At 72.2% G+C, this 12,623-nt stretch carries 12 protein-coding genes; 8 read left to right on the top strand and 4 right to left on the bottom strand.

The window, feature by feature from the left end:
- Positions 1 to 40: 40 nt before the first annotated feature.
- Both BLV39_RS22260 and BLV39_RS22255 read left to right on the top strand, forming a co-directional pair.
- Entirely contained in the window at positions 41 to 1,156 is a 1,116-nt protein-coding gene (locus BLV39_RS22260) for a hypothetical protein (RefSeq protein WP_090796003.1), read from the top strand.
- Positions 1,157 to 1,268: 112 nt separating this feature from the next.
- A complete protein-coding gene (locus tag BLV39_RS22255) occupies positions 1,269 to 1,712 on the top strand; it encodes a hypothetical protein (protein ID WP_090796000.1) in 444 nt (147 codons plus the stop codon).
- On the opposite strand, the gene BLV39_RS22250 is transcribed toward BLV39_RS22255, so the two are convergent.
- Positions 1,709 to 2,614: an SDR family NAD(P)-dependent oxidoreductase gene (locus tag BLV39_RS22250; RefSeq protein ID WP_090795996.1), complete on the bottom strand. Its 906-nt coding sequence runs from the start codon at positions 2,612 to 2,614 to the stop codon at positions 1,709 to 1,711. The two genes, BLV39_RS22255 and BLV39_RS22250, sit on opposite strands and share 4 nt — an antisense overlap.
- 105 nt (positions 2,615 to 2,719) lie before the next feature.
- On the opposite strand from BLV39_RS22250, the gene BLV39_RS22245 reads away from it, so the two are divergent.
- Positions 2,720 to 3,286, top strand: coding sequence for a TetR/AcrR family transcriptional regulator (locus BLV39_RS22245; RefSeq protein ID WP_090795993.1), 567 nt, complete (start codon positions 2,720 to 2,722; stop codon positions 3,284 to 3,286).
- On the opposite strand, the gene BLV39_RS22240 is transcribed toward BLV39_RS22245, so the two are convergent.
- Positions 3,267 to 4,604: a type I glutamate--ammonia ligase gene (locus tag BLV39_RS22240; protein WP_204082827.1), complete on the bottom strand. Its 1,338-nt coding sequence runs from the start codon at positions 4,602 to 4,604 to the stop codon at positions 3,267 to 3,269. The two genes, BLV39_RS22245 and BLV39_RS22240, sit on opposite strands and share 20 nt — an antisense overlap.
- Before the next feature lie 17 nt (positions 4,605 to 4,621).
- On the opposite strand from BLV39_RS22240, the gene BLV39_RS22235 reads away from it, so the two are divergent.
- Complete coding sequence (locus tag BLV39_RS22235; protein WP_239083785.1) at positions 4,622 to 5,680, top strand: amidohydrolase family protein; 1,059 nt, start codon at positions 4,622 to 4,624, stop codon at positions 5,678 to 5,680.
- 30 nt (positions 5,681 to 5,710) lie between these two features.
- On the opposite strand, the gene BLV39_RS22230 is transcribed toward BLV39_RS22235, so the two are convergent.
- Both BLV39_RS22230 and BLV39_RS22225 read right to left on the bottom strand, forming a co-directional pair.
- Positions 5,711 to 6,904 (bottom strand): endo-1,4-beta-xylanase, encoded by a 1,194-nt coding sequence (locus tag BLV39_RS22230; protein WP_090795985.1) that lies wholly within the window; start codon positions 6,902 to 6,904, stop codon positions 5,711 to 5,713.
- Between the two features lie 203 nt (positions 6,905 to 7,107).
- On the bottom strand, positions 7,108 to 8,733 hold the full coding sequence (locus tag BLV39_RS22225) for a glycoside hydrolase family 43 protein (RefSeq protein WP_090795981.1): 1,626 nt from the start codon (positions 8,731 to 8,733) through the stop codon (positions 7,108 to 7,110).
- 213 nt (positions 8,734 to 8,946) lie between these two features.
- On the opposite strand from BLV39_RS22225, the gene BLV39_RS22220 reads away from it, so the two are divergent.
- Genes BLV39_RS22220 through BLV39_RS22205 form a run of 4 tightly spaced genes read left to right on the top strand, consistent with a single transcriptional unit; the run spans position 8,947 to position 12,617 of the window.
- Entirely contained in the window at positions 8,947 to 9,996 is a 1,050-nt protein-coding gene (locus BLV39_RS22220) for a LacI family DNA-binding transcriptional regulator (RefSeq protein WP_090795978.1), read from the top strand.
- A 37-nt stretch (positions 9,997 to 10,033) separates the two neighbouring features.
- The gene (locus BLV39_RS22215; RefSeq protein ID WP_090795973.1) at positions 10,034 to 10,864 is read left to right on the top strand and encodes a dioxygenase family protein; all 831 of its coding nucleotides are present in this window, start codon (positions 10,034 to 10,036) and stop codon (positions 10,862 to 10,864) included.
- On the top strand, positions 10,864 to 11,508 hold the full coding sequence (locus BLV39_RS22210) for a spermine/spermidine synthase domain-containing protein (protein WP_090795970.1): 645 nt from the start codon (positions 10,864 to 10,866) through the stop codon (positions 11,506 to 11,508). The genes BLV39_RS22215 and BLV39_RS22210 overlap by 1 nt, the downstream gene beginning before the upstream one ends.
- Positions 11,505 to 12,617 (top strand): winged helix DNA-binding domain-containing protein, encoded by a 1,113-nt coding sequence (locus tag BLV39_RS22205; protein ID WP_090795966.1) that lies wholly within the window; start codon positions 11,505 to 11,507, stop codon positions 12,615 to 12,617. The genes BLV39_RS22210 and BLV39_RS22205 overlap by 4 nt, the downstream gene beginning before the upstream one ends.
- The last annotated feature ends 6 nt before the right edge of the window (positions 12,618 to 12,623 follow it).

Below are 12,623 nucleotides of genomic sequence, written 5' to 3'. Positions count from 1 at the left end.
AAACCGCAACGGCGTGTGTCCACATGGAAGGTGACACGTAATGACCAGAAGTAGGCAGGCCCCCCGCAAGAACCGGCGGTACATCGCCGTGTTCGCGACGCTGGCGGTATTCGCCGGCCTCGTGGCTGTCACACAGGTGTCGCTCGCGGGCAGCCGCCGGGGTCACAACAGCGGCAACAACCTGCCGTGGTGTCAGCCGACATCGGCCGCCGCCGCAGCGCACGACCACAGCACCGAGCAGGACCCGAACGCGACGCCGCCGGCTGACGCTCCGGCCGGTGAGGTGGCCGGTGCGGCCGGCGACGGCACGACGGGCGACGCCCCCGCCGTCGACGCCAAGGCGGCGGCCGCGGCCAAGGCGACGGCCTCCGCCGCCGCGAAGGCCCAGGCCGAGCAGCGGCGCCAGAACAACGACCGGAACCGGAACTGCCGACCGACCACCACGCCGTCCAGCTCCAACGGCGGCTCGAACGGTGGCGGCAACAACGGCGGTGGCAACAACGGCGGTTCGAGCCCCGGCAGCACGACCTCGCCGAGCACGGGCACGGGCAATGGCAGCGATCCCACCACCAGCCCGACCTCGCCCGCCGCTCCCCCGCCGCCCCCGGCGCTGCCGGAGCCGCTCGGCAACACCTGCGACGGCAGCAGCCTCCAGCAGCACGACGGCTTCCAGGCCGGCCCGCGTTGCGTCACCACCCAGTTCGGTGAGGTCGGCTCCGTCGAGAACAACCCGACGCTGCTGATCAGCCGGGCGCCCGCCCGGGCCCGGATCAACCAGCCGTTCGACATCCAGGTGAGCACCCGCAACCTGGTCCGTGACCGGTTCCTGCCGGCCGGCGCGGGTGGCTACTACAAGGAGAGCTCCTTCCTCACCGAGGAGGGCCTGGTCCGCGGTCACTTCCACATGGCCTGCCGCCTGCTGAGCGGCCGTGGCGCCCAGGACCCGGCTCCGGTGCCGGCCTTCTTCAAGGCGGTTGAGGACGGCGGCGGCGGCGCTGCCCCCGACACTGTGACCGTGACCGTGCCTGGTCTGGCCGCGACCGGTGTCGCCCAGTGCGCCGCGTGGGCCGGTGACGGTTCGCACCGCATCCCGATGATGGTGCGGGCCAACCAGATCCCCGCGTTCGACTCGGTCCGGGTCGTCGTCACCCGCTAGTAACACGAGCACTACCGCTGCGGAAGGGCCGGGCACCGGAAACGGTGTCCGGCCCGACGCGGCAGAACCACCCGCACACCGTCTGCCGTGAACGGTCCCGAAGGGGAAGATCATGGAAAAGCGACGCGCGACCCGGATCCGCCAACTGACCTGCGTCTACCGGTTCGATGCCGGGGTACGGGGCGGCGCGGGTCTCCTGGCCGCCCGGGTGGTCGGCGACGGTTGCCCGCTACGTGCGCTGACCCACCACGGCCTGCTGGTCAATCCACACTGGACCGCGATGGTGGCGGAGCTCATCGTCCCGGTCGTCCTCACCCACCTCGACCGCACGGGTGAGTCGATCCGCCAGGTCGCCCGCGACGGCCGCCCGTGCGTGCTGGCCGAGACCCGGGTGGGCGCGGTGCCGCTGCTCGGCCCCGCCGACCTCGAGTGGATCGGTGGCCGGGTCACCGTCTTCCTCGACGAGGTCCGCCGGGCCGCCCGCGACGCGGGCCTGACCTGGACCATGCCGATGTGGGACAGCAGCCCGGCCCCGCTGTACGCGAGCCGGTTCTAAGCGGACAACTGCCAGAGCCGCTCGGCCGCCTCGGGATCCAACGCGTACGCGGCCACGCCACGCCGCACGCCGGGCCGGTGCGGTGCCGCCTCAGCGCAGTCCTCGAAGTAGCGCCCGGTGACGCCCGCGACCAGTGGCGAACCGGCGAGCAGCACCGAGGTCGCCGCTCCCTGCTCGACGTCCTTCCACGACACGTCGGTGCTTCCCGGCTCGAAGGACGCCGGCGCGTTGGCGAGATCCCCGATGTGCCGGCTGAGGTTCGTCCCGGTGATCCGGCCGGGGTTCAGCGCGTTCACGGCGATCCCGTCGTCCGCCCAGCGGCGGGCCGCCTCGACCGCGAAGAGGATGTTCGCCGTCTTCGACTGCCCATAGGCCACCCACGGGTCGTACGGCCGGCGCTCGAAATTGATGTCGTCGAAGTCGATGCCGGCGTTGACGTGCCCGACCGAGCTCACCGAGACGATCCGGGCGTCCCCGGCGGCCGCGAGCGCGGCATGCAGCCCGACCGCCAGCGCGAAATGCCCGAGGTGGTTGGTCGCGAGCTGAAGCTCCCAACCCCGTGCCGTACGCAGCAGCGGCGTCGCCATGATCCCGGCGTTGTTGACCAGGATGTCCAGCGGACCCGACCAGGCCGCCACGAACGCCGCCACCGAGGCCGGGTCGGCCAGATCCAGTGGCGCGACGGCCGGTGGCGGGCCGATGGTGGTCGCGGCGACCCGCTCCCCCGCGGCGACGTCGCGGACGGCCAGGGTCACCTCCGCACCGGCGCCGGCCAGCGCGCGGACGGTCGCCGCGCCGATGCCGGACGACCCACCCGTGACGACCGCACGCCGCCCGGTCAGGTCGACGCCCGAGAGCACGTCGGCGGCGGTCGAGGTGGCGCCGAACGGAGTGGTGATCATGGTTCCTCCCAGGGGCTAAGCTGTAAACGGACCCGGCTCCGCTAAGCCGAACCATAAACGGACCCGGCTCCGGTTAACCAGCGATCCACGTCACACCCGGGAGGCATGTTGCGGGCCGACGCGCGCGCCAACCACGACCGCCTGCTCGCCGTCGCGGCGGACGCGTTCGCCCGCGAGGGCACGGACGCCTCGTTGAAGGCGATCGCCCGCGAGGCCGGGGTCGGCATCGGCACCCTCTACCGGCGCTTCCCGACCCGCGAGGCACTGATCGAGGCGGTCTACCGCAACGAGGTCGAGCGGCTGTGCGCCGCCGCGCCCGAACTGCTGGCCACCGCACCGCCGGCCGTCGCGCTGACCGCCTGGATGGAGCGGTTCGTCGACTTCATGGCCGCGAAGCGCGGGATGGGCGAGGCGCTGCGTGCCGTCCTGCTCTCGGCCGACGACCGGTCGCAGACCCGGGCCCAGCTACGCGGCGCCCTGGCCACCCTGCTGGAGGCGGGCGAGGCCGAAGGCGTCGTTCGCGCCGGCGTCGACCCGTACGACGTGCTGCTCGGCCTGGGCGGCATCACCCTGATCGCCGGCGCGGAACGCGAGCGCGAGCTGGCCAGCCGCCTGATCGACCTGCTCCTGCACGGGATCAATAGCGACGGGATCAATAGCGCCAGCGAGTAGCGGCCACCACAGTCTCGTCGTCGGCGCCCTCGAACAGCGTGATCTCCCCGTGCCGGACCGCCGCGACGGTGTCGACCAGCGCCTCGCCCAGGGCAAGTGCGAGCACCTCGTCCGCCTCGAACGCGGCCACCGCCGCGGTCAGCGAGGCCGGCAGCCGCTCGGTGCCGCTGGCGTCATGGGGGTCGACGGGCACCGGATCCGGCAGCCGCGCGCCCGCCGTGACGCCCGCCCGGCCCGCCGCGAGCAGACCGGCGAGCAGCAGATGCGGGTTCGCCGCCGCGTCGACGCACTTCACCTCGATGTTGGCGTTCGGCCCGGCGATCATCCGCAGCGCCGCCTCGCGGTTCTCCAGACCCCAGCAGGCGTACGCGCCGGCCCAGCGCTCGGGCACCAGCCGCAGGTACGAGGCCACCGACGGGGCGCCGAGCGCGAGCAGGGCCGGCAGCCGGGACAGGATGCCGGCGGCGAAGCCCTCGCCGTCGCGGTCGAGACCGAACGGGCCGGCCCCGCCCGTCATCGCGCTCACGCCGTCGCGCAGCACGCTCAGGTGCGCGTGCCGACCGTTGCCGACCTTCCCGGCGCTGACCACGGGCGCGAACGACGGGCGCAGCCCGTGCGCGGAGCTGACCGCGCGGATCGTCTCCTGCACGAGCACCACCGTGTCGGCGGCGGCGACCGGGTGCTCCGGCGCGAGCGCGACCTCGAACTGGCCGTGCGCGTACTCCGGATGGATCTGCTCGACCGTGACACCCTGTGCGGCCAGCGCTGTGAGGATCGCGCGCAGGTAGGGCGCCAGCTCGACGAGCCGAGTCATCCCGTACGCCGGACCGGTGGTCGCCGGGACGAAGTCGTCGCCGGTCCCCCGGGACGCGCACCACTCGACCTCGAAACCGGCCCACACCGTCAGCCCCGCCGCCGCGAGCCGGTCGACCTCGCGGCGCAGCAGCCAGCGGCCGTCCAGCGGGTGCGGCTCGCCGGCCTGGTCGAACCGCTCCGCCGGAGCCCAGGCCCAGCCCGGCGAGGCGGCCAGCGGCACGAGCCGGTCGAGGTCGGGGTGCAGCCGCAGGTCGCCGACCGGGCCACCGGCGAAGCGGCCGCGCACCGAGCCGTCGTCGACGAGGAAGGTGTCGAAGACCGGTGCCGCGCCCGCACCCCACGCGGCCGCGTGCGGCAGGCGGGCCGCCGGCACCGCCTTGACCCGCGTGACCCCGCTGGTGTCCACCCAGGTCAGAGCGACGCCGTCGATGCCGTCGGCGACGAGCCGGTCGGCGGCGACGCGCGCCTGCGCGGCACGTCGATCCCGCTGCGTGGCGTCCACGGACCTAGGTTATGACGATGGACCTGCTGGTGGACCATCATTGCCACGGCGTCGTGCGGCGCGAGCTCGACCGGGCCGAGTTCGAGGCGCGGCTCTCGGAGGCCGACCGGCCCGCGCCGGGCACGACGCTGTTCGACTCGGCGCTCGGCGACGCGTTGCGCCGGCACTGCTTCCCCGTGCTCGACCTGTTGGCCACCGCCGACCCCGACGACTATCTGGCACGGCGCGCGGAGCTCGGGCACGAGGAGGTCACGGGGCGGCTGCTGCGGGCCGCGGGGCTCGCGGCGGTGCTGGTGGACACCGGATTCCTCCCCGAGCCGCTGACCACGCCGGCGGAGCTGGCCGCCGCGGCGGGCGCGACGGCGCACGAGGTGGTCCGCCTCGAGTCGGTCGCCGAGGAGCTCGAGGTCGGCACCGCCACCGGTTTCGCGGGCGCGGTCCACGAGGCGCTCGCCGCGGCGGCCGCCCGGCCGGACACCGTGGCGTTCAAGTCGGTGGCAGCCTACCGGGTCGGCCTCGCGCTGGGCGACGAACGCCCGAGTGAGGCGGAGGTACGCGAGGCCGCGGGACGCTGGCTGGCCGACGGGGCCGGGCGGCTGGCCGACGAGGTGCTGCACCGGTTCCTGGCCTTCGCGGCGCTGGACACCGGGCTGCCGCTGCAGTTCCACACCGGACTCGGCGACCGCGACACCGACCTGCGTCTCGGCGACCCGCTGCTGCTGGCTCCGTGGCTGCGGGCGGCCGAGTCGACAGAGGTGCCGGTGCTGCTGCTGCACTGCTACCCGTACCACCGGAACGCCGCTTATCTGGCCCAGGTGTTCCCGGCCGTGCACATGGACCTCGGGCTGGCCACGCACAACGTCGGTGCGCGGGCGCCGGGGGTGCTCGCCGAGGCGTTGGAGCTGTGCCCCTACGGCAAGTTCCTCTACTCCTCCGACGGGTACGCCCTGCCGGAGCTGCACTTCCTCGGTGCCGTGCTGTTCCGTGCGGCGGCCGACGCCGACCTGATCCCGCGCACCACCGAGAACGCGCACCGGGTCTATCCGACGGTGGGCGGAAGGGGCCCTGGCCGATAGGGTCCCTTCCGCCTTCTCACCGCCCGCGCGTCAGCGCCGGGGCTTTTGGGGCACGCGCGGGAGAACGTAGGGCGGACCGCTGTAGATAAGGTCCGCCTTCAGCTCGTTGTACGCCCGCTTGGGCTGGTAGTTCTCGTCCATGATCGTGGCCAGGCCCTCCGGCGGGTTCGTGAACCACGTCGGCACCCAGGAGTGCTTGTCGGTGAAGCCCCAGACGGTGTACGAGAGGCAGTGCCGGTCGGCCAGGCAGGCCTGGAGCAGCACGCTGTAGTTGGCCGCCGAAGCTTGGAGGCGAGGGTTGATCTCGTTGGAGTCGCCGGCCTGCACGCCCGCCGTCATTTGACTGCGCACGTCGACCTCGGTGAAGGCCGTGGCCAGGCCGAGCCCGGAGAACTTCTTGAGCGCGGCGGCGACCTGAAGGGTGTCGTAGTTGCCGTACTGCGTGCCGAGGTGGCCCTGACTGCCGACGCCGTCGATCGGGACACCGTCGCGCCGCAGCGACTTGGCCAGGTCGTAGACGAACTGGGTCTTGTCGTTGGCCGGGTCACCCGAGCCGAACGCCTCGATGTTGTAGTCGTTGTAGAACAGCAGGGCCTTCGGGTCGGCCGCGCGGGCCCAGCGGAACGCGTCGGCGATATAGCCAGGGCCGAGGTTCTGTGCCCAGAATCCCTTGTAGTGCAACGTGGGCGGGCTGTCCCAGGGGTCGCTGACCGCCTCGTTGACGACGTCCCACTGCCAGATCTTGCCCTTGAAGTGCTTGACGACGGTCGTGATGTGGTTGCGCAGGATGTCTCGCAGCTCGGCCTTGCTGATCGAGCCGTCGCTGACACCGGTGGTGAGCCAGGCGGGCAGTTGGTTGTGCCAGACCAGCACGTGGCCGCGGACCTTCTGGTTGTTGCGCTTGGCGAACGCGATCAGTTCGTCGGCAGGACCGAAGTTGTACGTGCCGCGGGTCGGTTCGAGGGACTCCCACTTCATCACGTTCTCCGCGGTGACCGAGGAGAACTCCTTGGACACCGTCGCGCGGTACTGGGGGTCGGCGGTGTCCGCCAGGGCCGCCATGTCGACGGCGGTGCCGATGTAAAGGTCGTGCCGCAGGCCCAGCGCGCGCAGGCTCTGCTGGGCGGGGTCGACCGGGTGGCTCGCCGTGGCGGGTGCCGCGCCTGCCACGGCCGCGGCCGCGATCACGACCGCGCCGGCGGCGAACCATCGATGCAGCTTCATGTGCGCTCCTCTCGGGAAGACCGGTGGGGGTGCCGATCGCGAGCGACGCCGATAGTTGCGGATCGAGTTCCGTAACTTTCCCGAAACGTAGCGGCCGAGATCGCTCCCCGTCAATCCAAAAGAGTTCCGGAATTCGGACGAGAGCACGCGGTTCCGGCGACGGACGGCCACCGGAAGTTTCGGATGCCCAGCCGCTGAATGGATCAGGCCTCCGTGTACGTGGCCTCGTCGAAGTCCGCGTACCCGCCGTCGGCGCCCAGGTCCTGCACCCAGAGGCCGAGGAACGCACCGGTGAAGCCCCACGCGGCCGGCTCACCGTCGACCACCAGCGCGGCGTGCTCGTCGGAGAGGATCGTGGCGTCCAGCGCAACCGGCAGGTCCTGCCACCCGTCACCCAGGTCGTAGCCGAACCGCACGACCGGGCCGTCGAACGTCGCACGCAGGCCGACCCGCGTGGCATCGCCGCGCTCGACGGTCAGCTCGGGGTGCGCGGTGCGCTTGCCCTGATCGCTGCTCAGCAGCTCCAGCACCACCCGGCCGTCGTCGGTCCGGGTCAGGTAGAGGAAATGCCAGTTGAGCGAGTTGTAGTAGGCGGTGATGCCGGCGAGCTGCCGGTAGTCACGCGGGTCGAACTCGACCACCGTGGACAGTTCACAGTGCAGTGAGCCGACGCGACGGGCGACCAGGCTCGGCGACCGCCGACCCACGGGCGACTGGCCACCGTGCAGCCGCAGGTGCGACGGGCGGGTGGTCAGGTCGACCCAGTCAGATGTGGCGGGCCGGCGCAGGGTCGACCACCACGGCGCGAGCCGCGGCTCGCTGAAGTGGTCGGTGGCCGGCTCGTCGGGCCAGGGGTGCGCCGGCAGCGCGGGTGCGGCGACCTCGTCGGCCGGGACGCCGCCGGCGATCCGCGGCCAGCCGCCAGGTGCCCAGTCGACCCGCTGGATCGCCGTCTCCCGGCCGAGCACGCAGTTGCCCAGCGGCGTGTCCGGGCGGGCCGCCAGGTGTGCGAAGTACCAGCCGTCGCCCGGGACCTGGACCAGGCTGCCGTGTCCGGCCTTCTGCAGCCGCAGCTCGGGGCGGCCGAACGAGGTGATCAGCGGCCCGTTCGGGTCCGGCTCGTACGGACCGAACAGCTCCCGGGACCGGGCCACCGTGGCCTGGTGCTCCCAGCTCGTCCCGCCCTCGGCGGTGACCAGCCAGTACCAGCCCTCGTGGCGGTAGAGGTGCGGTCCCTCGGTCAGCCCGGCGGCGGTGCCGGAGAAGATGATCCGGGCCGGACCGACCAGCTCGCGCTTGGCCAGGTCGTACCGCTGGATCTCGATGCCCGCGAAGCGGTCGCGGCCGGGCCGCCAGTCGGCGCTCAGGTTGAGCAGCCAGGTGCTGCCGTCCTCGTCGTGGAAAAGGGACGCGTCGAAGCCGTGGCCGTGCAACAGCACGGGGTCGTCCCACGGCCCGTCTATCGACGGTGCGCTGGTGTGGAAGTTCAGCGGGTCCCAGTAGCCGCTGGCGAAGCTGGCCACGTCGCTGTAGACGAGGTGGAAGCGGCCGTCGTGGTAGGTCAGGTCGGGCGCCCACACCCCGTTGGAGTCACCGCTGCCGCGCAGGTCGAGCAGGCGACGCTCGGTGATGATGGCGCCGATCGCGCGCCAGTGCACCAGGTCGCGGGAGTGGTGGAGGCGGACCCCGGGGTACCACTCGAAGGTCGAGGTCGCCAGGTAGTAGTCGGCGCCCACCCGCAGCAGCGACGGGTCCGGGTTGAAGCCGCGCAGGACCGGGTTCTGGATCGACCGGGCGGCGGTGACGGTGGCTGCGGTCTCGGTCGACATGGGCAGCTCCCCTTTCGGGTCCGCTTCCGGGGACTTCCGGAAGCCGCTCGGCCATCCGATGGGCGAGCGTCCCGAACACGGTAACGGCTTATATCGAGATCCGACAGTTCCTTGACCGGCAGTTGCGGTCGTCGTAACGTCGCCGACATACCGGAAATCGACCTGAAAGTTTCGGCGGGTTGACGGACTGATCGACGTCCGTAGGCTCCACCCATGACGAAAGGGCGATCCGTGTCTGGTGCCACTGCCGCAGGTGACAAGAGGACCGTGACGATCGCGGCGATCGCGCGCCTGGCCGGCGTGTCCGTGCCGACGGTGTCCCGCGTCCTCAACGGCCGCGCCGACGTCTCGCCGAACACCCGCAAGCGGGTCGAAGACCTGCTCAGCCAGCACGGCTACCGGCGCCGACCGCCCAGCATGCGGGCCAACTCGGGGTTGGTCGACCTGGTCTTCAACGACATCGACAGCCCGTGGGCGGTCGAGATCATCCGTGGCGTCGAGGACGTCGCCCACGCGTCCGGCGTCGGCACCGTCGTGTCCGCCATCCACCGCCGGACGTCGTCGGCCAAGCAGTGGCTCGACAACATCCGGACCCGGTCGACCGAGGGTGTCATCTTCGTGACCTCCACGTTGGAGCCGCCGCTGCAGAGCGAGCTCCGCCGGCTCAACATCCCGGTGGTGATCGTCGACCCGGCCGGCGTGCCGTCGCAGGAGGCGCCCACGATCGGCGCGACCAACTGGGTCGGCAGCCTGCACGCCACGGAGTACCTGATCGGTCTGGGTCACCGGCGGATCGGATTCATCGCCGGACCGCCGCAGTTGATGTGCAGCCGCGCCCGGCTCGACGGCTACCGGGCGGCGCTAGAGTCGGCGGGCATCCCGATCGACGACGGCCTGATCCGGCCGGGCAACTTCTACCACGAGGCCGGCTTCGCGGGCGGCACCGAGCTGCTCGCGCTGGCCGACCCGCCGACCGCCATCTTCGCCTCCAGCGACCAGATGGCGCTCGGCGTCTACGAGGCGGTGCGGCAGCGGCACCTGCGGGTGCCCGACGACATCAGCGTGGTCGGCTTCGACGACCTGCCCGAGGTGCGGTGGTGCTCGCCACCGCTGACCACGGTCCGCCAACCGCTGGCCGAGATGGGTCTGCTGGCCGCTCGCACGGTGCTGCGGCTCGCCCGCGGCGAGCAGATCGAGAGCCCGCGGGTCGAGCTGGCCACCGAGCTCATCGTCCGCGACAGCGCGGTGGCGCCGGCGAAATGACCTCGTCCGGGTCCATCGTGGTCCGTAGTCTCTGGGCATGACGCGCAGCGATCCGGCGGCCTCGCTGACCCGGGAGGTGCTCGAGCGGATGGCGGGCACGCCCGATCCACGCCTGCGCGAGGTGCTCGACGCCGCGGTGCGGCACCTGCACGGCTTCGCGCGCGAGGTCGGTCTGACGCCCGCCGAATGGGCGGCCGGCATCAGGTTCCTGACCGCCGTCGGGCACATGAGCGACGACCAGCGGCAGGAGTTCATCCTGCTCTCCGACACCCTCGGGCTCTCGTCGCTGATCGAGACCATCGCGCATCCCGCCGACGCGGCCACCGAGGCGACCGTGCTCGGCCCGTTCTACGTGCCCGGAGCACCGTGGCGGGCCGCCGGCGACTCGATCGCGGTCGCCGACCCGGGCGGGGTGCCGACGCTCGTACGCGGCCGGGTCCGCACGTTCGGCGGAAGCGCGCTGTCCGGCGCGGTGCTCGACGTCTGGCAGTGCGCCTCCAACGGGATGTACGACGTGCAGGACCCGGCGCAGCCCCGGGGCAACATGCGTGGCCGCTTCCGCGCGGACGACGGCGGGCAGTTCGTCTTCCGCACCAGCCGCCCGGTCAGCTACACCGTGCCGGACGACGGCCCCGTCGGCGTCCTGCTGCGGGCCAGCGGGCGGCACCCGTGGCGAGCCGCGCACATCCACGTCATCGTCTCGGCCGACGGCCACGACCCGGTGACCACCCACCTGTTCGACGCCGAGGACTCCAATCTGGACAGCGATGCGGTCTTCGGCGTACGCGCGAGTCTGGTGAAGGAGTTCGTGCCGCAGCCCGACGGCAGCACGCTGGTCGAGCACGACTTCGTCCTGCGGGCCGCCTGATGGAGACCGTCGAGCGCGTCGTCACCGACCGGGGTGAGCTCGTCCTGCGCCGCGACGGCGCGCACTTCGAGCTGATCAGCAACGGCGTGTTCCTGATGGACACCCGCTCCGGCACGTCGGAACGCACGCTGGTCCGGGCCGCGCTGTCCGCCGCCGCACCCGGCGCCCGCCTGCTGATCGGTGGCCTCGGGGTGGGCTTCTCCCTGGCCGAGGCGGTTCGGTCCAAGACAGCGGCGGAGATCGTGGTCATCGAGATCGAGCCGGACGTCGTCGCCTGGCACGCCACCCACCTGGCGAGCTTCAGCGCGGGAGCGTTGGACGATCCGCGGGTCCGGGTGGTCACCGCCGACCTGGGCCGTTGGCTGGCCACCACAGACGAGCTCTTCGACGTCATCTGCCTCGACGTCGACAACGGTCCGGACTGGACGGTCTTCGGCGACAACGCCGCTCTCTACGGCGACGCCGGCACGGCGCTGCTGCGCGCCCATCTCAGTCCCGGCGGTGTGCTGGCGGTCTGGAGCGCGAGCGCATCCGCCGCCTACCTGACCCGTCTGACGGCGACCATCGGCCCGGTCGAGACCCTGCTCACCGAGGTCGACCGCGGCGAGCCCGACGTGGTCTACCTGGCCCGCCGCTGCTCATGACCTTCACCGCCCGCCGACTCAACCGGGCGAGCCTCGACCGGCAGTCGCTGCTGCGCCGCTCGTCGCTGCCGGTGGCGGACGCCGTGGCCGCGCTGCTGGCGTTGCAGGCGCAGGAGCCGGCGTCGCCCTACCTGGCGCTGTGGAACCGGGTGGCGGGCCTCGACGCCGCGGACGTCGATCGGGCGTTCGCCGACGGCACGGTGGTCCGCTCCAGCCTGATGCGGGTCACGTTGCACGCCGTGCACGGAGGTGACTGGGCCGGCCTGCACGCGGCGATGACGCCGTTGCTGCGGGCGTCGCGGCTGGCCGACTACCGCTGGCTGGAGAGCGACCTGACCGACGCGCAGGCACTGGCGGCGCTCGACCACCTGGCCGAGTTCGCGAAAGAGCCTCGGTCCGGCACGGAGATCCAGGCGATGCTGGAGGGCCGGGTCGACGACCCGAGCCGGATGTGGTGGGCGCTGCGCACGTTCGCGCCCTTGCACTACCGGCCGACGGGTGGCCCGTGGTCGTTCCGGCACCCGGCCTCGTTCGTGACGGCGCCGGGCCGCGCCTCGCACGACGACTCGGTGCGCGTGCTCGTGCGCCGCTATCTGGCCGCCTTCGGGCCAGCATCCACATCGGACATCATGACGTTCACGCGGCTCAACAGCGCCCGGGTCAAGGCGGCTGTCGCGGCCCTGGGCGACGAGCTGACGGCCGCGGACGGTCTGCTTGACCTGGCCGGCGCGACGCTGCCACCCGAGGACACCCCGGCACCGCCGCGGTTGCTGCCGATGTGGGACAACGTCTTGTTGGCGTACGCCGACCGAACTCGCCTGATCCCGGCCGACTACCGCGCCCTCGTCGTGCGCCGCAACGGCGACGTGCTGCCGACGCTGCTGGTCGACGGCTACGTGGCGGGCGTGTGGCGCCCGGCGGAGGACGGCACGGGCATCGAGGCGACCGCCTTCCACCCGCTCGACGAGGCCACGTGGACCGGCCTGGCCACGGAGGCACGTGCGTTGTCGGCCTTCCTCGCGGACCGCGACCCGACCGTCTACGGCCGCTACCGCCACTGGTGGACCAAGGGCATCCCGTCCGCCGAGGTCCGGACGATCGGAACGTAATCGAGT

The organism is Asanoa ishikariensis (assembly GCF_900107455.1).
Lineage (GTDB): Bacteria > Actinomycetota > Actinomycetes > Mycobacteriales > Micromonosporaceae > Asanoa > Asanoa ishikariensis.
Note: the sequence above shows the minus strand (reverse complement) of the source record. Positions and strands in the feature narration are given on the sequence as shown.

Coding starts and splice junctions, on each gene's coding strand:
- BLV39_RS22260 (WP_090796003.1), top strand. CDS start 41: ATGACCAGAAGTAGGCAGGCCCCCCGCAAGAACCGGCGGTACATCGCC.
- BLV39_RS22210 (WP_090795970.1), top strand. CDS start 10,864: ATGGAGACCGTCGAGCGCGTCGTCACCGACCGGGGTGAGCTCGTCCTG.
- BLV39_RS22215 (WP_090795973.1), top strand. CDS start 10,034: ATGACGCGCAGCGATCCGGCGGCCTCGCTGACCCGGGAGGTGCTCGAG.
- BLV39_RS22230 (WP_090795985.1), bottom strand. CDS start 6,904: ATGAAGCTGCATCGATGGTTCGCCGCCGGCGCGGTCGTGATCGCGGCC.
- BLV39_RS22245 (WP_090795993.1), top strand. CDS start 2,720: ATGTTGCGGGCCGACGCGCGCGCCAACCACGACCGCCTGCTCGCCGTC.
- BLV39_RS22250 (WP_090795996.1), bottom strand. CDS start 2,614: ATGATCACCACTCCGTTCGGCGCCACCTCGACCGCCGCCGACGTGCTC.
- BLV39_RS22255 (WP_090796000.1), top strand. CDS start 1,269: ATGGAAAAGCGACGCGCGACCCGGATCCGCCAACTGACCTGCGTCTAC.
- BLV39_RS22205 (WP_090795966.1), top strand. CDS start 11,505: ATGACCTTCACCGCCCGCCGACTCAACCGGGCGAGCCTCGACCGGCAG.
- BLV39_RS22235 (WP_239083785.1), top strand. CDS start 4,622: ATGGACCTGCTGGTGGACCATCATTGCCACGGCGTCGTGCGGCGCGAG.
- BLV39_RS22220 (WP_090795978.1), top strand. CDS start 8,947: ATGACGAAAGGGCGATCCGTGTCTGGTGCCACTGCCGCAGGTGACAAG.
- BLV39_RS22225 (WP_090795981.1), bottom strand. CDS start 8,733: ATGTCGACCGAGACCGCAGCCACCGTCACCGCCGCCCGGTCGATCCAG.